At 69.5% G+C, this 16,531-nt stretch carries 16 protein-coding genes; 8 read left to right on the top strand and 8 right to left on the bottom strand.

Features of this window, described 5'->3' with window-relative positions:
- Nucleotides 1–85: 85 nt before the first annotated feature.
- Both hemA and murI read right to left on the bottom strand, forming a co-directional pair.
- A complete protein-coding gene (hemA, locus tag Q0579_RS00225) occupies nt 86–1,354 on the bottom strand; it encodes a 5-aminolevulinate synthase (protein ID WP_298807934.1) in 1,269 nt (422 codons plus the stop codon).
- A 49-nt stretch (nt 1,355–1,403) separates the two neighbouring features.
- On the bottom strand, nt 1,404–2,204 hold the full coding sequence (gene murI / locus Q0579_RS00220; RefSeq protein WP_298807932.1) for a glutamate racemase: 801 nt from the start codon (nt 2,202–2,204) through the stop codon (nt 1,404–1,406).
- A 112-nt stretch (nt 2,205–2,316) separates the two neighbouring features.
- Between murI and plsY the strand changes: the two genes are divergently transcribed.
- From plsY to topA, 4 genes are all read left to right on the top strand, one after another.
- Nucleotides 2,317–2,907 (top strand): glycerol-3-phosphate 1-O-acyltransferase PlsY, encoded by a 591-nt coding sequence (plsY, locus tag Q0579_RS00215; RefSeq protein WP_174194495.1) that lies wholly within the window; start codon nt 2,317–2,319, stop codon nt 2,905–2,907.
- Nucleotides 2,908–2,909: 2 nt separating this feature from the next.
- On the top strand, nt 2,910–4,037 hold the full coding sequence (gene dprA, locus Q0579_RS00210; protein ID WP_298807929.1) for a DNA-processing protein DprA: 1,128 nt from the start codon (nt 2,910–2,912) through the stop codon (nt 4,035–4,037).
- Nucleotides 4,031–4,387 carry a hypothetical protein gene (locus Q0579_RS00205; protein WP_298807926.1) on the top strand — a complete coding sequence of 119 codons (357 nt, stop codon included), beginning with the start codon at nt 4,031–4,033 and terminating at the stop codon, nt 4,385–4,387. Before dprA ends, Q0579_RS00205 begins: the two co-directional genes overlap by 7 nt.
- A 61-nt stretch (nt 4,388–4,448) precedes the next feature.
- Nucleotides 4,449–7,052 carry a type I DNA topoisomerase gene (topA, locus tag Q0579_RS00200; RefSeq protein ID WP_298807924.1) on the top strand — a complete coding sequence of 868 codons (2,604 nt, stop codon included), beginning with the start codon at nt 4,449–4,451 and terminating at the stop codon, nt 7,050–7,052.
- Between the two features lie 177 nt (nt 7,053–7,229).
- On the opposite strand, the gene Q0579_RS00195 is transcribed toward topA, so the two are convergent.
- Both Q0579_RS00195 and panC read right to left on the bottom strand, forming a co-directional pair.
- Nucleotides 7,230–7,523, bottom strand: a complete 294-nt coding sequence (locus Q0579_RS00195; protein ID WP_298807922.1) for a hypothetical protein — start codon at nt 7,521–7,523, stop codon at nt 7,230–7,232.
- A gap of 89 nt (nt 7,524–7,612) precedes the next feature.
- A complete protein-coding gene (gene panC, locus Q0579_RS00190) occupies nt 7,613–8,470 on the bottom strand; it encodes a pantoate--beta-alanine ligase (protein ID WP_298807920.1) in 858 nt (285 codons plus the stop codon).
- Between the two features lie 184 nt (nt 8,471–8,654).
- Between panC and Q0579_RS00185 the strand changes: the two genes are divergently transcribed.
- The 3 genes from Q0579_RS00185 to pgmG are packed head-to-tail and all read left to right on the top strand — an operon-like array spanning nt 8,655 to nt 11,110.
- The gene (locus Q0579_RS00185) at nt 8,655–9,434 is read left to right on the top strand and encodes a division plane positioning ATPase MipZ (protein ID WP_298807969.1); all 780 of its coding nucleotides are present in this window, start codon (nt 8,655–8,657) and stop codon (nt 9,432–9,434) included.
- Nucleotides 9,431–9,691: a DnaJ domain-containing protein gene (locus Q0579_RS00180; RefSeq protein WP_298807918.1), complete on the top strand. Its 261-nt coding sequence runs from the start codon at nt 9,431–9,433 to the stop codon at nt 9,689–9,691. The genes Q0579_RS00185 and Q0579_RS00180 overlap by 4 nt, the downstream gene beginning before the upstream one ends.
- Nucleotides 9,692–9,730: 39 nt before the next feature.
- Nucleotides 9,731–11,110, top strand: coding sequence for a phosphoglucomutase/phosphomannomutase PgmG (gene pgmG, locus Q0579_RS00175; RefSeq protein WP_298807915.1), 1,380 nt, complete (start codon nt 9,731–9,733; stop codon nt 11,108–11,110).
- Between the two features lie 7 nt (nt 11,111–11,117).
- On the opposite strand, the gene Q0579_RS00170 is transcribed toward pgmG, so the two are convergent.
- Entirely contained in the window at nt 11,118–11,855 is a 738-nt protein-coding gene (locus Q0579_RS00170; RefSeq protein WP_298807913.1) for a Crp/Fnr family transcriptional regulator, read from the bottom strand.
- A 186-nt stretch (nt 11,856–12,041) separates the two neighbouring features.
- On the opposite strand from Q0579_RS00170, the gene murA reads away from it, so the two are divergent.
- Nucleotides 12,042–13,325 carry a UDP-N-acetylglucosamine 1-carboxyvinyltransferase gene (gene murA, locus Q0579_RS00165; protein ID WP_298807910.1) on the top strand — a complete coding sequence of 428 codons (1,284 nt, stop codon included), beginning with the start codon at nt 12,042–12,044 and terminating at the stop codon, nt 13,323–13,325.
- A 21-nt stretch (nt 13,326–13,346) separates the two neighbouring features.
- Here the strand turns inward: murA and Q0579_RS00160 are convergent, their stop codons facing one another.
- The 3 genes from Q0579_RS00160 to Q0579_RS00150 form a co-directional block, all read right to left on the bottom strand.
- Nucleotides 13,347–13,742: a VOC family protein gene (locus tag Q0579_RS00160; protein WP_298807908.1), complete on the bottom strand. Its 396-nt coding sequence runs from the start codon at nt 13,740–13,742 to the stop codon at nt 13,347–13,349.
- Between the two features lie 83 nt (nt 13,743–13,825).
- Nucleotides 13,826–15,004: an NAD(P)/FAD-dependent oxidoreductase gene (locus tag Q0579_RS00155; protein ID WP_298807905.1), complete on the bottom strand. Its 1,179-nt coding sequence runs from the start codon at nt 15,002–15,004 to the stop codon at nt 13,826–13,828.
- Nucleotides 15,005–15,051: 47 nt separating this feature from the next.
- Nucleotides 15,052–16,512: an NAD(P)/FAD-dependent oxidoreductase gene (locus Q0579_RS00150; RefSeq protein WP_298807902.1), complete on the bottom strand. Its 1,461-nt coding sequence runs from the start codon at nt 16,510–16,512 to the stop codon at nt 15,052–15,054.
- Between the last annotated feature and the right edge of the window lie 19 nt (nt 16,513–16,531).

Here is a 16,531-nt window from a genome sequence, read left to right as displayed (position 1 = left end):
GCCCGGAGTTGATCCGGCGTCCCACTGCTCCGCACGGTAGAGATAGGCAGCGGGATCCCGGCTCAAGCCCGGGATGACGAAGTTGCTACGCCGCCTGGCGCAGCTCCAGCCGACCCCAGATCTCGACCAACGCGTCGGTCAGCTCGCGCATCATCGCCTCGCTGTGCGCGGGGCCGGGGGTGAAGCGCAACCGCTCGGTGCCGCGCGGCACCGTGGGGTAATTGATCGGCTGAACGTAGACGCCGTATTCGGCGAGCAGGATGTCGCTGATCTTCTTGGCCTTGACCGGATCGCCGACCATCACCGGCACGATGTGCGTGTCGCCGATCATTACCGGCAGCCCCGCGTCGGCCAGCATCGCCTTGAGCGCCGCGGCGGCGGCCTGCTGCCCGTCGCGCTCGACGCTCGACGATTTCAGGTGTCGGACGGACGCCAGCACGCCCGCGACCAGCACCGGCGACAGCGAGGTCGTGAAGATGAAGCCGGGCGCGTAGGAGCGGATCACGTCGACGATCGTGCGATCCGCCGCGATATAGCCGCCCATCACGCCGAATGCCTTGCCGAGCGTCCCCTCGATGATCGTCAGCCGGTCGGCGACTGCGTCACGCTCCGAGATGCCGCCGCCGCGCGCGCCGTACATGCCGACCGCGTGCACCTCGTCGAGGTAGGTCAGCGCATTATACTTGTCGGCGAGATCGCAGATCGCCGCGATCGGCGCGACATCGCCTTCCATCGAATATACGCTCTCGAACGCGATCAGCTTCGGGACCGCGGCATCGTCGGCGGCGAGCAGTTCCTCCAGGTGCGCGAGATCATTGTGGCGGAACACGCGCTTCTCGCACCCCGAATTGCGGATGCCGGCGATCATCGAGGCGTGGTTCAGCTCGTCGGAATAGATGATGCAGCCCGGCAGCACCTTGGCGAGCGTCGCCAGCGTCGCCTCGTTCGAGACATAGCCGCTGGTGAACAGCAGCGCCGCTTCCTTGCCGTGCAGGTCGGCGAGTTCCGCCTCCAAGTCGACGTGATAGTGCGTGTTGCCGCCGATGTTGCGCGTGCCGCCCGATCCCGCACCGACGTCGTGGAGCGCTTCCTCCATCGCCGCGATCACCTTGGGGTGCTGCCCCATCGCGAGATAATCGTTCGAGCACCACACCGTGATCGGCTTGGGACCATTGTGCCCGGCGAAGCAGCGCGCGTTGGGGAACATGCCCTTGTTGCGCAGGATGTCGATGAAGACGCGGTAGCGCCCCTCGGCGTGCAGGCGGTCGATCGCCTGGGTGAACACGCGCGAATAGTCGACCGGCCGTGCATCAGTAACCGGGCCGCGGTGCGCTTCGCTGCTCTCGCTAATCATGCGAGCGACTTACGCCTGCGCGGGCCGGTTTTCCAGCGCATTTGGTCGATCACAGTGTCTCGGGCGCGGCGAAGCCGTGCGCGCGCAGGTGCGCGCCGATCCGCGCCTCGCGCTCGCCCAGGTGCGTGAACACCAAACGGTGCGGGGTTGGATCACGCGGCCATTCCTGCCCCTGCGTAAGCGCGACCACGCGCCGCGCGATACCCGGGCCGCCATCGACGAAGCTGACGCCGGCTGGCGCGACCGCGCGCATCTCGTCCTCCAGCAGCGGGAAATGCGTGCACGCGTTGACGATCACGTCGATCGCGGTGCCATCCGCCTGCCCGAACAAGCCGGCGAGTTCGCGCGCCACCGCGTCGGGCGCGACCGCCTCGCCCGCCAGCTTCGCTTCCGCCAGCTCGACCAGCGCCGCCGAACCGTAGCGCAGCACCGTACAATCCGCGGCGAAGCGTTCGGCGAGATCGTCGACATAGGGCTGACGCACCGTCGCCTCGGTGCCGAGCACGCCGATCACGCGCGTGCGCGACGCCTGCGCGGCGGGCTTGATCGCGGGCACCGTGCCGACGATCGGAAGGTCGAGCGCGGCGCGCACTGCGGGCAGCGCGATCGTGGACGCCGTGTTGCACGCGATCACGATCAGTCGCGGGCGGTATCGCTCCGCCAATCGCCCGAGCAGCGCGGGCACGCGCGCGGCGATCTCGCCCTCGCTCTTGGTGCCGTAAGGAAAGCCCGCGCTGTCGGCCGCGTAGACGATCGGTGCGGCGGGCAGCAGCGCGCGCGTCGGCGCGACCACCGACAAGCCGCCCACACCAGAATCGAAGAACAGGATCGGTCGCGTATCGTCGCTCATCGCCGACCACATAGGCTTGGGATGCTAGTAGATACAGATGAGTGACACACTATTCACAGCCCGCTAGAACAGGGTCAGAAGGGGAACAGAACTGGGCACCGAAATCGTCTGGATGCCGCCCGCGGCGGCGTTGCTGATCGGCTATCTGCTCGGCTCGATCCCGTTCGGCGTCATCCTGACGCGGTTGGGCGGCGCGGGCGATCTGCGCCAGGTCGGATCGGGCAACATCGGCGCCACCAACGTGCTGCGCACCGGGCGCAAGGGGCTCGCCGCCGCGACGCTGCTGCTCGACATGCTGAAGGGCGTGGCCGCGGTGCTGATCGTCGCGCGGCTGTTCCCGCAGGAAACGCCGCTGGCCGCGGCGGGCGCGTTCATCGGCCACTGCTATCCCGTCTGGCTTCGCTTCAAGGGCGGCAAGGGCGTCGCGACGCTGATGGGGATCGCGGTCGCGCTCGCCTGGCCGCTCGGGCTCGTCTACGCGGTCGTGTGGCTGGGGCTGCTCGCAGGGATGCGCATCTCCTCGGTCGCGGGCATGGCGGCGGCGGTCAGCGCGCCGGTCGCCGCCGCGATACTCGGCCCGTTCGACCTCGTGCCGCTGCTGCTCGCGCTCGCGCTCTTGGTGGTGTGGAAGCACCGGGCCAACATTTCCCGATTGCTCGACGGTACCGAGCCGCGGATCGGCCGCAGCAGGGACGCGGCCTGACCGTGCGCGAGGTCGCGGCGCTCGATCGCGCAACCGCGGCCGGCAGTGTCGACGACAATGACGCGCTCGCGCGGCTGCGGCTGATCCGCACAGCCTCGATCGGGCCTGTGTCGTTCCGGCAATTAATCGCGCGCTTCGGCACCGCGGCGGCGGCGATCGAGGCGCTGCCCGACCTCGCACGGCGCGGCGGTGGGCGCGTACCCGCGGTGACCGACACGGGTGTGGCATTGCGCGAAATGGAGGCGGTCGCGCGGATCGGCGCGCGCTACCTGTTCCTCGGCCGTGACGATTACCCGCCGCTGCTCGCCGAGCTGTCGGACGCGCCGCCCGTCCTCACCATCCGCGGCGACCTGTCGCTCGCGTCGCGGGACACGGTGGCGATGGTGGGTGCGCGCAACGCTTCCGCCGCGTCGTGCCGCTTCGCACGCGGCCTGGCGCAGGAGGTCGCACAGGCGGGCGCGGTCGTCGTCTCGGGGCTGGCACGCGGGATCGACACCGCCGCGCATGAAGGTGCCGGCCGCGCGACGATCGGCGTCATTGCGGGCGGGATCGACGTCGCCTACCCGCCCGAGAATGCGCGACTGCAGGACCGCATCGCCGCAGACGCACTGCTGGTCGCCGAGATGCCGCCCGGCACCGAACCGCGCGCGCGCCACTTCCCGCATCGCAACCGCATCATCGCGGCGCTCTCGCTTGGCACCGTGGTGATCGAGGCAGCGCCGCGTTCGGGATCGCTCATCACCGCGAGACTCGCGGGCGAGGCGGGACGCGAGGTGATGGCGGTGCCCGGCCACCCGAGCGACCCGCGCGCGCAAGGGTGCAACGGCCTGATCCGCGACGGCGCGGTGCTGGTCCAGTCGGCCGCCGACGTGCTCGAGCAGATCCGCCCGATCGACCTGCGCGCGCGTGTCAGATCGCCCTTGAGCGGCTGGGGAGCGCCGCCGCCCGAGGACGCGAGCGAGGCCGAACGCCGTCGCGTCACCGGCCTGCTCGGTCCGGTGCCGGTCGGCGTCGACGAACTCGTCCGTCAGGCCGGGCTCGCCCCCGCGGTGGTGCAGATGGTGCTCCTCGAACTCGAACTCGGCGGACGGCTCGAACGCCACGCCGGCGGCCGCGTCAGCCTGTGCTGAGCGCCCGCGATACCGCGCCGCGCTGGGTCGGCTGGTGGTTTCGCGGCGCGGCGATCTACGGCGCGGTGGCGCTCCTTGCCAGCCTCGCCGCGCCCGGCGCGATCGTGCTGCCGCAACTCGCCTTCACGCTGACCGCGCTCGCCTTCCAGATCGTCTTCTGGATGGTCGGCAGCGATCCGGTGCGATACCGCCCGCTGATGCTCGCGGGCGTCGCGGAGAAGCTGGCGTTCGGCGTGCCCGCGCTCCTCCTCGCCGCCGGATCGACCACCGCGATCTTCGGCGCGATCGATCTCGCGCTCGGCGCGGGTTTCCTCGTCGCCTGGTTCGCGACGCCCGCACGCGCTGCTTGACGCCGCAGCGTTCGCCTCGCCACCCTCGCGCATACGTGTGAAGCTCCCTAGTTAGGCCCCAATGCAACTCGTCATCGTCGAATCGCCCGCCAAGGCGAAAACCATCGAAAAGTATCTCGGCGCCGATTATCGCGTGCTCGCGAGCTACGGCCACGTCCGCGACCTGCCGCCCAAGGACGGGTCGGTGAACCCCGACGAGGGGTTCGCGATGGAGTGGGAGAATTACGCCGACAAGGCCAAGCAGCTGAAGGCGATCGCCGACCTGTCGAAGACCGCCGACCGCCTGATCCTCGCCACCGACCCCGATCGCGAGGGTGAGGCGATCAGCTGGCACGTGCAGGAAGTGCTCGCCAAACGTCGCGCGCTGCCCAAGGCGGTCGAGCGCGTCACCTTCAACGCGATCACCAAACAGGCGGTGACCGAGGCGATGAAGGCGCCGCGCGCGCTCGATACCGACCTGATCGACGCGTATCGCGCGCGCCGCGCGCTCGACTATCTGGTCGGCTTCACGCTCTCGCCCGTGCTGTGGCGCAAGCTGCCCGGCGCCAAGTCCGCGGGTCGCGTCCAGTCGGTCGCGCTGCGGCTGATCGTCGAGCGCGAGCGCGAGATCGAGACGTTCGTCGCGCAGGAATATTGGTCGGTGACGGCAGCGCTGGAGCACGACGGCACGCCCTTCACCGCGCGGCTGTCGCAGTGGGAAGGGCGCAAGCTCGACCGGCTGTCGATCGGCACCGAGAGCGACGCCATGCGCGCCAAGGCCGATGTCGAGGCGGGTCGCTTCACCGTGCAATCGGTCGAGACGCGCCCGGCGACGCGCAACCCGCCGCCGCCGTTCACCACCTCGACGCTGCAGCAGGAGGCGGCGCGCAAGCTCGGCTTCTCCGCCGACCATACGATGCGGATCGCGCAGCAGCTCTACGAGGACGGCGCGATCACCTATATGCGCACCGACGGCGTGCAGATGGACGGCAGCGCGATTTCGGCCGCGCGCGGCGCGATCGCCAATCGCTATGACGGCAGCTACGTGCCCGACAAGCCGCGGCAGTATCAGGCCAAGGCCAAGAACGCGCAGGAAGCGCACGAGGCGATCCGCCCGACCGATTTTTCCAAGGATCGCGTCGGATCGGGCGACCACGCGCGCTTGTACGAACTGGTGTGGAAACGCGCACTCGCCAGCCAGATGGCATCGGCGCGGATGGAGCGCACCACGATCGAGTTCGCCGATGGCACCGGGCGCCACGTGCTGCGCGCCACCGGTCAGGTCGTGCTCTTCCCCGGCTATCTCGCGCTCTACGAAGAAGGGCAGGACGACAGCCAGGACGAGGATGCACGCCGTCTGCCGCGGATGCGTGAGGGCGACGCACCGGCCAAGAAGTCGGTCGACGCCGAGCAGCATTTTACCCAGCCGCTTCCGCGTTACTCGGAGGCGAGCCTGGTCAAGCGTATGGAGGAGCTCGGCATCGGTCGCCCCTCCACCTACGCGTCGATCATCAAGACGCTGAAGGACCGCGCCTATGTCCGGGTCGAGAAGAACCGCTTCTTCGCGGAGGAGAGCGGCCGGCTGGTGACGGCGTTCCTCGAGCGATTTTTCCCGCGCTACGTCGGCTACGACTACACCGCCGAGCTGGAGGAAGAACTCGACGACGTGTCGGGCGGCCGCGCGCAGTGGCAGGCGGTGCTGGAAAGCTTCTGGCGCGACTTCAAGCCGCGCACCGCCGAGGTGATGGAGCAGAAGCCGTCGGAGGTGACCGCCGAACTCGACACCTTCCTCGCGCCCTATCTGTTCCCCGACAAGGCGGACGGCAGCGATCCGCGCGCATGCCCCGCGTGCCAGGCGGGCAGTCTCGCGCTGCGCGGCGGGCGTTTCGGCGCGTTCATCGCCTGCTCCAACTATCCCGAATGCAAATACACCCGCCGCTTCGCGCAAGGCGGTGACGCCGCCGAGTCGACCGGGCCCGAGATGCTCGGCAAGGATCCGGAGACGGGTCTGGAGGTCGAGCGCAAGTCGGGTCGCTTCGGTCCGTACATCCAGCTCGGCGAAGGCAAGGAGGCGAAGCGCGCCTCGATCCCGAAGGACGTCGAACTCGACCTGGAGATGGCGCTGAAGCTCTTGAGCCTGCCGCGCACGATCGGGCAGCATCCCGAGACGGGGCAGGACATCACCGCGGCGATCGGGCGCTACGGGCCGTATCTGGCGCACGCGGGCAAGTATGCGCGGCTCTCCTCAACCGCGGACGTGTTCGAGACCGGCATGAACGCCGCGGTGGTGAAGCTCGCCGAGGCGGCAGCGGGCGGCGGGCGTCCGCAACGCGGCGCGGCGCGCGAGCCATTGAAGGTGCTGGGCGCACACCCGCGCACCGAAGCCGAGCTGAAGCTGATGGAAGGGCGCTACGGCCCCTATGTCACCGACGGCACCACCAACGCGACGCTGCCGAAGACGATCACGCCCGAGCAACTGACGCTGGAAGAGGCCGCGCAACTGATCGACGCGCGCGCCGCGATGGCACCGGCGAAGAAAAAGGCACCGGCGAAGAAGAAGGCCGCGCCGAAAAAGGCCGCGGCAAAGGCGGACGACGCGAAGCCCGCAGCGAAGGCGACGGCGAAGAAGCCGGCAGCGAAGAAAGCGGCGACCAAGAAGCCGGCCGCGAAGAAGGCGAGCATCTGAGCGAACGGGTGTCGGGCGGCCAAGGTCCGGCACCTACCCGCTGCCGTCATGCTGAACGCGTGTCAGCCTCCATTGCGCCCCACGCGGCTCCGTCACCACCGGCACGATGGTCCCTGAAACTAGTTCAGAGTGACGCCGGTGTTGGAAGAAGCGTGGGAGAGATGACGGGTGCCCCGCTTACGCCGCCCGGCGCTGGAGCACCGCGATCACGTCGCGCGCGGCGCGCTGCGCGGTCGCGATCTCGCGCGCGGTCATGTCTTCCGACACCTCGGCGCGCGCGCTGGGCGCCGCGTCATGGCCCCAGGCGGCGGCGAGGTTGAGCCACTTGTGCGCCTCGATCAGATCAAGTGCCGCACCCGACGTGCCGGTCGAGTAAGCGATCCCGACGTCATAGGCGGCGTGCGCATCGCCGGCGCGTGCCTTGGCGATCCGGCGGTCGAGCAGTGAAGGCGCATGTGAAAGAACGGTCATCGGTTTGCCCCCGATATCAGCGTTGATGCTGAACGAAGGCTATCACCCGATTCGGCTCACCAAATGGTTAACGCGTTAACGGTGATCGTTCAGCCATCCGTTGAACCAACCGGCTCGATCGCCAGATTGTCGATCAGCCGCGTCGCGCCCAGTCGCGCCGCCGCGAGCAATTGCCGCCGCCGCGCCGAATCGGGTTGCGGCCGAAGCGTTTCGGCATCCACCAGCGACACATAGTCGACGCTGAACCCGGCGGTGGCGAGATAGGCCGTCGCATCGGCCAGCGCCTTGTCGACCGGCGTGCCGCCCGTGATCGCGCGCGCCGCGATGCCGAGCGCACGTGGCAACGCCACCGCCTTCGCGCGCTCGTCGGCGTCGAGGTAGACGTTGCGGCTCGATAGCGCGAGCCCGTCGTCCTCGCGCTGCGTCGGTACGCCGGTGACCTCGATGGCGAAATCGAGATCGGCGACCATGCGCCGGATCACCGCCAGTTGCTGGAAATCCTTTTCGCCGAAATAGGCGCGCGTCGGCTGGACCTGATTGAACAGCTTGGCGACCACGGTCGCGACGCCGTCGAAATGGCCGGGGCGCGCCGCGCCGTCCAACCCTTCGCTGACGCCCGCGACCGAGATGGTGGTCGCGAACCCTTCAGGGTACATCGCCTCGACCGGGGGCAGCCACAGAAGGTCGCAGCCCGCCTCCGTCAGCATCGCGATGTCGCCCGTTTCCTTGCGCGGGTAGCGCGACAGGTCCTCGTTCGCGCCGAACTGCTTGGGATTGACGAAGATCGACGCGACCACGGTCGTCCCCGGCCGCCGCGCGGCCTCCACCAGCGCGATGTGCCCGGCGTGGAGCGCGCCCATCGTCGGCACCAGCGCGACCTCGCGCCCCGCGGCGCGCGCGGCAGCGACCGCGGCGCGCAATCCGCCGAGTTCCCGATACACGTCCACGCTTTAACCCCCTCGTATCCCTGCGCCGCGGCTTCTATGATGGCGCCAAACAGCAATCAATCAGGGAAGTCGCGCGTTGTCTGACCAGGCCGAGACGCACATCACCGGGCCGGCCGAGGCCGAGCCGTCCCCCGCCGCTCCGCCGGCGAAACCCGCGTCGGCGCCGGCCGCGGGGCCGCACGTCATCGTGTTCGCCAACGAGAAAGGCGGCACCGGCAAGTCGACCACCGCGGTCCACACCGCGGTCGCGCTCGCCACGCGCGGCGCACGCGTCGCGTGCATCGACCTCGACCATCGCCAGCGCACGTTGGGGCGTTACCTCGACAATCGCGCCGACACGGTGAAACGCACCGGACAGGCGCTGCCGATCCCCGATCACGCCACCGGCGACGGCCGCGCCGACGGCAATTTCGAGGATCTGTTCGCGCAATATAGCGACGGCTACGATTTCCTGGTGATCGACACGCCCGGCCGCGACGATCCGTGCGCGCGGACCGCCGCGGCGCTCGCCAACACGCTGGTCACGCCGATGAACGACAGTTTCGTCGATTTCGACCTGATCGGGCAGGTCGACGCGGAAACCTTTAAGGTGAAGCGGCCCAGCTTCTATTCCGAGCTGATCTGGGACGTGCGCAAGGCCCGCGCCAAGGCCGACGGGACGACGATCGACTGGGTCGTGCTGCGCAACCGCCTGGCTTACGTCGACGCGCGCAACATGCGCCGCGTGTCGGAGGCGCTCGACCAATTGTCGCGCCGCGTCGGCTTCCGCATCATTCCGGGGCTGGGCGAGCGCGTGATCTACCGCGAACTGTTCCCCGCCGGGCTGACGCTGCTCGACAACAAGTCGTTCGGCGGCATGGGGTTGAGCCACGTCGCCGCGCGGCAGGAATTGCGCGAGATGATGGCGGGCTTCGCACTGCCCGAGACCGCCAACGGTACGACCGCGTCGAGCGCCGCTGCGTGAAGTGGATCGTCGCCGCACTGGTGATCTGGGCGGTGTGGTGGCTGCTGAAGAAACCGCCGTCGCGCCGGCCGAGCGCGGTCGCGACGGCGCGCCGGACGCTGGGCGTCGGCGCCGACGCCGATGCCGACACGATCCGCGCCGCGCACCGGCGACTGATCGCCGAGCTTCATCCCGACCGCGGCGGTTCGGCGGAGGAGGCACGCCGCGTCAACGCCGCGCGCGACCTGCTGCTGCGGCGACAGGAAGCCGCGCGCTGACGGTTGGTCGCACGCGTCATTGCCGCTAGCGTCGGGCGGATGACGCACCGCTTCCACCCATCCATCCTGCGCGATTATGACATCCGCGGCACCGTCGGCGAGACGTTGGGCGAGGCGGACGCTTATGCGGTTGGACGCAGCTTCGCGACCCGGCTTCGCCGTGCCGGCGGGCGCCGTGTCGCAGTGGGGCGCGACGGACGTCTGTCCTCGCCCGCGCTGGAGGCAGCGCTGGTCGATGGGCTCACCGCCAGCGGGGTCGACGTCGTGCGGATCGGCCTCGGTCCATCGCCGATGCTCTATTACGCCGAAGCAACGCTGGAGGTCGACGCCGCCGTCCAGGTCACCGGCAGCCACAATCCGGCCGCCGACAACGGGTTCAAGCTCGTCCTGGCGCACGACAGCTTCTTTGGCGACGACGTGCGCGATCTGGCGCGGTTGGCGAAGGCGGGCGACTGGGAGCACGGTTCGGGCACCGTCAGCGACGCCGCCGTGATGGAGGATTACGTCGGCCGCCTGTTCGCAGGATATGCGGGCGGCAGCTTCCGCACCGGCTGGGACACCGGCAACGGCGCCGCGGGTCCGGTGATCGAGCGGCTGACGCAGCTGCTGCCAGGCGAGCATCACCTGCTCCATACCGCCGTCGACGGCACCTTTCCCCACCACCACCCCGACCCGACGATCCCCACCAACCTCGCCGACCTGATCGCGCTGGTGCGGCGCGAGCGGCTCGACTTAGGCTTCGCGTTCGACGGCGACGGCGACCGCATCGGCGCGGTCGACGCGCGCGGGCGGATCGTGTGGGGCGACCAGATCCTCGCCCTCCTGGCCGAGCCGCTGCTGCGCGAGCAGCCGGGCGCGTGCGTCGTCGCCGACGTGAAATCGAGCAACACGCTGTTCGACCGCGTCCGCGCGCTCGGCGGACGCGCGGTGATGGCGAAGTCGGGCCACAGCCAGATCAAGGCGCGGATGAAGGCGGAGCGCGCGGCGATCGGGGCCGAATTGTCGGGCCACATCTTCTTCGCGCACGATTATTACGGCTTCGACGATGCCGCTTACGCCGCGGTCCGGCTGATGCGCGCGATCCATCTGTCGGGTTGCTCGCTCGCCGAGCTGATCGACCGCTTGCCGCCGACCTGCGCCTCGCCCGAGCTGCGCGTGGCGGTGGCCGAGGATCGCCGCCTCGCGATCGTCGACGAGGTGCGCGCGCGTGTCCTGGCCCAAGGCGCAGCGGAGGGTGGGGACGTGGACGTGACCGACGGGCTGCGCGTCTCGACGCGCGACGGCTGGTGGCTGCTGCGCGCGTCGAACACGCAGGCCGCGGTCACGCTGCGCGCCGAGGCCGCGGACGAGGCAGGGCTGGAGCGGCTGCTCGCCGACATCGACCGACAGCTTGAGCAGAGCGGCGTGTCGCGCGGCTGAGCCGGGTTCACGCGCCGGCGGACACCATCCACGACAGGTCGATCGCGGCGAGCCGGTCGACGTATTTCGCCGCGCGCTTTAACCGCGTCTCGTCGGACAGCGTCACGCGCGTGCCGGTGCGCACGATCAGCCCCATGTCCTCCAACTGGCGCAGCATGCGGTTGACGTGCACCGCGGTCAGCCCGCTCGCGTCGCCGATCTCCTCCTGCGTCAGCGGCAGCGTGAAACCGCTCGCCACGTCCTCGCCGGTACGGCGTAGCCGGTCGCGCAGGTCGAGCAGCACCGCCGCGATCCGCGCCTGCGCCGAGGTGCGCCCCAGCCCCGCGAGCCGGTCGGTCATCGCCGCGCGCTCGGCCTGATCGATCGCGGTCAGCGCCAGCGCGAGCCGCGGGTGCCGCGCCAGCACGTCGGCGACCTGGGTGCGGTCGAACAGGCACACGACGCTCTCGCACAATGCCGCGACGCTCTCGGGCGAGTTGGAGTAAGCGAGCGCGGACGCGCCCGTCACGTCGCCCGGGAACAGGAAGCGCAGGATCTGCCGGCTGCCGTCGTCGGTCAGCACGTAGCTCATCAACATGCCGCTTTTCAACACGAACAGGTCGCTAGTGCGGTCGTTCTCGCGCACCAGCACCGCGCCGCGCCGAAGCGAGCGCGTGCGCCCCTGCAAGGCGGTCAGGGCTTCGCGCTCGGACAAGGACAACGGAAGAAACTCGTCGATTCGATCGACGAAGGAACGTACCCGCACGCAGTCGAAACCCCTTGTTATTCTTGCCGCTTATGAGCCACGCGGCGCCCCACGCATTAAAATCGATCAAGGGTGAGCAATCCTGTCGGTATTTCGCGCGGATCCTTAGACGTCGCCTGGTCGTAGACGCGCCCGATCGGTGCGCGACGCTTGGCGGCGGCGGGTCGGCGCGATAGATGAAGCGGGATGGACCGTATCCTTATTCGCGGCGGCAATCGGCTGTCGGGCAATCTCCCCATCTCGGGCGCGAAGAACGCCGCACTCACGCTGATGCCGTGCGCGATCCTGACCGACGAGCCGCTGACGCTGCGCAACCTGCCCCGGCTCGCCGACGTCGACGGCTTCGGCCACCTGCTCAACCAATTGGGCGCTTCGACCCGGATCGAGGGGTCGCGCCCCGACGAGTTCGGCCGCGTGATGACGATCCGCGCCGGGCAGCTCACCAGCGCGGAGGCGCCCTATGACATCGTGCGCAAGATGCGCGCGTCGATCCTGGTGCTCGGCCCCATTCTCGCGCGCGCGGGCGAAGCGCGCGTGTCGCTGCCCGGCGGCTGCGCGATCGGCAACCGCCCGATCGACCTCCATCTGAAAGCGCTGGAGGCGATCGGCGCGAAGCTGGAGATGAGCGCGGGCTATGTCACGGCTTCCGCACCCGGCGGACGGCTGTCGGGCGGCAGCTATCGCTTCCCGGTCGTCTCGGTCGGCGCGACCGAGAATGTCGTCATGGCCGCGGTGACCGCCGCCGGCCCGACCCGGATCGAGAATGCCGCGCGCGAGCCCGAGATCGTCGATCTGTGCCGCTGCCTCGTCGCGATGGGCGCGTCGATCCAGGGTATCGGGACCGAGACGCTGGAGATCGAGGGCGTGCGCGAGCTGCACGGGGCGACCTATTCGGTCATGCCCGACCGGATCGAGGCGGGCAGCTACGCGTGCGCCGCCGCGATTACCGGCGGCGACGTGACGCTGACCAACATCGGCGCGGACGAGATGGGCGCGACGCTGGACGCGCTGCGCGAGGCCGGCGTCGAGGTCGAGATCGGCCGCGGCACGATCCGCGTCGCCGCGCCGAACCGCCTGCGCCCGCTCAACATCACCACGGCGCCCTTCCCCGGCTTCGCGACCGACATGCAGGCGCAGTTCATGGCGATGCTGTGCCGCGCCGACGGCGCCAGCGTGCTGACCGAAACGATCTTCGAGAACCGCTACATGCACGTACCCGAGCTGGCGCGGATGGGGGCCGACATCCAGGTGCGCGGCCGCACCGCCGTCGTCCAGGGCGTCGACCGCCTCGTCGGCGCGCCGGTGATGGCGACCGACCTGCGCGCGTCGATGAGCCTCATCATCGCCGGCCTTGTCGCGGACGGCGAGACGCAGGTGAGCCGTATCTACCACCTCGACCGCGGTTACGAGCGGCTGGAGGAGAAGCTGTCGGCGGTCGGCGCCGATATCGAGCGCGTCGGCGACGGCTGAGGCAGTTTGGGGATCGACGGGCTAGGCCTCCGCCGGTTCCCACAATTCGATCGGATTACCCTCGGGATCGTGCAGGCGGGCAAAGCGCCCGATGCCTGCCTCGTCCCATTCGGCACGCGTCTCCACCGCGATGCCGGCATCGCGCAGTGCCGCAATCATCCGATCGATCGCGTCAACGCGGAAATTTAGCATCCACTGGCGATCCGCTGAGAAATAATCGCTGTCGGCAGGGAATGGCGCGAACACGACCGGGCCGCCGCCGGTGCGCCAGAACCACGGATCGGGCTTGGCGCGCGCGGACGCGATGTCCGCCGTCATGCAGCCCGCGCCGACGTTCAGGTGAGTCCGGTACCAATCGGACAACCGCTCCGGGTCGGCCGCCCGAAAGAAGATGCCGCCGATGCCCGTTACCGCCATCCCCGCCCCCTCGCGTCACCTGCCGCGCGGAAAGTGCGCTCGGGTCATCGCCGACGCAAGCGCGGAAAGGGTCGTGATCTAGTTCACACCGCCTGCGCCGCCGCCCAGCCGCTCGCCCACGCCCATTGGAAATTGTAGCCTCCCAGCCAGCCGGTCACGTCCACCGCCTCGCCGATCGCGTACAGGCCGGGCAGGTGGCGCGCTTCCATCGTTTTCGACGACAGACCCGCGGTAGCGATGCCGCCGACCGTCACCTCGGCCTTGGCGAACCCTTCGGTGCCGTTCGGGTGGAAGCGCCAGTCGGCGAGCCGACGCTCGGCATCTTCGAGCACGCGATCGGTCGCGGTCCCCAGTTCGGTGATGCCGATCATCTCGGCGAGCGCGTCGCTCAACCGTCCCGGCAGCGGCAGCACCGACGCGAGCGTGCTTCGCGGGCGCGCGCGCTTGGCCTCGCGCAGCCAGCCGGGCGCAGCACCCGGCACGAGGTCGATCGTGACCGCCTCGCCCGGACGCCAATAGGACGACACCTGCAGGATCGCGGGGCCGCTCAGGCCGCGGTGCGTGAACAAAGCCGCCTCGGCAAACGAAGCGCCGCGCCCCTTCGCGGGCAGCGAGCCCGCCACCACCGGCGTCGCGACACCCGACAGCGCGCGGAACAGCGCCTCCTCGCCCGGCAGCGTCAGCGGCACCAGCGCGGGGCGCGGCTCGACCACCTTCAACCCGAACCGTCGCGCCAGATCATAGGCGAAGCCAGTCGCGCCAAGCTTCGGGATCGACGGCCCGCCGGTCGCGATCACCAGCGAAGGCGCCACGTAGCGCCGCCCGTCGTGCTCGACCGTGTAGCGCGCGTCGGCATGGCCGATCTCGCCGAGCTGACCGCCCAGCCGCAACGTTACCGCGCCTTTGTCGCACTCGTCCAGCAGCATCGACACGATCTGCCGCGCGGAGCCGTCGCAGAACAACTGCCCCAGCGTCTTCTCGTGCCACGCGATCCCGTACCGCTCGACCAGCGCAAGGAAATCGGCCGCGGTGTAGCGGCCAAGCGCCGACTTGGCGAAATGCGGGTTGGTCGACACGTAGCGATCGGCCACCGCCTCGCGGTTGGTGAAATTGCACCGCCCACCGCCCGAGATGACGATTTTGCGCCCCGGCTCGTGCCCGTGGTCGAGCACGACGACGCGCCGACCGCGCTGTCCCGCCACGGCCGCGCACATCAGCCCGGCGCCACCGGCGCCGAGCACGATCGCATCGAATTGTTCCATGGCGCCCGCCTGCCACACATCGCGCGGCGAGGCGAGGCGGATCGCGTTCAGCCGATCGCCACTGCGGCGCGGTCGATCTCGGCGGTCGCCGCGGCATAGTCGGTGCAGCTACCCGACCAATTCTGGTACACGCGCCCGTTCGCTGCCTTGTACCAACTGCGACAATGCGGATCGGCCCACACCGTCTGCGCGAGCGTCTGCGCGATCGCGTCGTTGAAGCGCGCCTGCCCCTCCGCGGTGACGCGCACCGTGCGGGCCCCGTCGCTGTCCGCCGCCGCCAGCGCGCGCAGCATGAAGCCGACCTGCTGCTCGATCATGAAGCTGATCGAATTATGCCCCAGGTTCGTGTTGGGACCATAGAGCATGAACATGTTGGGGAAACCGTACGCCATGATCCCCAGATACGCCTCGGGCCCGTCGGACCATGCCTCGGCGAGCGTGCGGCCGCCCTCGCCCACCACCTCCATCGACCAGTTCCACGCCGTCGTTTCGAACCCGGTCGCGAAGATCAGCACGTCGAGGTCGTGAAAGCCGTCGGCGGTGCGCACGCCGCCCGCCTCGATCCGCGCGATCGCGCTCGTCTCCAGCGTGACGTTGTCGCGGCACAGCGCGGGATAGAAATCGTCGCAGATCAGGATGCGCTTGCACCCGATCGGGTAATCGGGGGTCAGCTTCGCGCGCAGCGCCGGATCGGCCACCTGCGCCTCGAGATGGTCGAGCGCGGTGCGGGTAAAGGCGGCGCGCCCCTCGGGCGTCCACTTGAACGCCTGCCAGAAAAACGTGTCGGCATTGTCGAAGATCATCGCCCGGCTCGCCGCACCCAGCCGCATCGCGACCTCCAGGTTGGTCGCCATCAGCGCCTTTGCCTCGGGCGTGACCGCGGTGTCGTTGCGCGGGATGATCCAATTGGGCGTGCGCTGGAACACGACGAGGTGCGCGGCCTGTCTGGCGACTTCGGGGATCAACTGCACCGCGCTCGCCGCCGATCCGACGACACCGACCCGTTTGCCGGTAAGATCGAGACCATCGGGCCATTCGGCGGCGTGGAAGGTCTGTCCGGCGAAGTCGCCCAGGCCCGCGATGTCGGGCAGTTGCGGGCGCGAGAGTTGCCCGAGCGCGGGGACGATCGCGTCGAATGTCTCGCGCGCACCGCATTCGGTCTCGACCGCCCAGGTCGCGCTTGCCTCGTCCCACACCGCGCGCGTGACGCCCTCGTTCAGCCGCAACACCTCAGCGAGCCCGAACTGTTCGACCAATGCCTCGGTATAGGCATGGATTTCGGGCCCGCGCGCGTAATGGTGGCTCCAGTGCGGGTTAGGAGCGAAGCTGAACTGGTAGAGGATCGCGGGCACGTCGCACGCGACCCCGGGATAGCGGTTGGCGCGCCACGTGCCGCCGACCGCGTCGGCATGCTCGAACAGCGTGACCAAATGGCCCGCCGCGCGCGCCTGGATCGCCGCGCATAGCCCGCCCATGCCGGCGCCGATCACCGCGATCCGCTTGGTCATGCTCGCTCTCCATCACCCG

The organism is uncultured Sphingomonas sp., assembly GCF_936927845.1.
GTDB lineage: Bacteria > Pseudomonadota > Alphaproteobacteria > Sphingomonadales > Sphingomonadaceae > Sphingomonas.
Note: the sequence above shows the minus strand (reverse complement) of the source record. Positions and strands in the feature narration are given on the sequence as shown.

What these genes read in the sequence shown, in the direction of transcription:
- hemA (WP_298807934.1), bottom strand. Translation starts at nt 1,354, where the DNA reads ATGATTAGCGAGAGCAGCGAAGCGCACCGCGGCCCGGTTACTGATGCA.
- murI (WP_298807932.1), bottom strand. Translation starts at nt 2,204, where the DNA reads ATGAGCGACGATACGCGACCGATCCTGTTCTTCGATTCTGGTGTGGGC.
- plsY (WP_174194495.1), top strand. Translation starts at nt 2,317, where the DNA reads ATGCCGCCCGCGGCGGCGTTGCTGATCGGCTATCTGCTCGGCTCGATC.
- topA (WP_298807924.1), top strand. Translation starts at nt 4,449, where the DNA reads ATGCAACTCGTCATCGTCGAATCGCCCGCCAAGGCGAAAACCATCGAA.
- Q0579_RS00195 (WP_298807922.1), bottom strand. Translation starts at nt 7,523, where the DNA reads ATGACCGTTCTTTCACATGCGCCTTCACTGCTCGACCGCCGGATCGCC.
- pgmG (WP_298807915.1), top strand. Translation starts at nt 9,731, where the DNA reads ATGACGCACCGCTTCCACCCATCCATCCTGCGCGATTATGACATCCGC.
- murA (WP_298807910.1), top strand. Translation starts at nt 12,042, where the DNA reads ATGGACCGTATCCTTATTCGCGGCGGCAATCGGCTGTCGGGCAATCTC.
- Q0579_RS00160 (WP_298807908.1), bottom strand. Translation starts at nt 13,742, where the DNA reads ATGGCGGTAACGGGCATCGGCGGCATCTTCTTTCGGGCGGCCGACCCG.
- Q0579_RS00155 (WP_298807905.1), bottom strand. Translation starts at nt 15,004, where the DNA reads ATGGAACAATTCGATGCGATCGTGCTCGGCGCCGGTGGCGCCGGGCTG.
- Q0579_RS00150 (WP_298807902.1), bottom strand. Translation starts at nt 16,512, where the DNA reads ATGACCAAGCGGATCGCGGTGATCGGCGCCGGCATGGGCGGGCTATGC.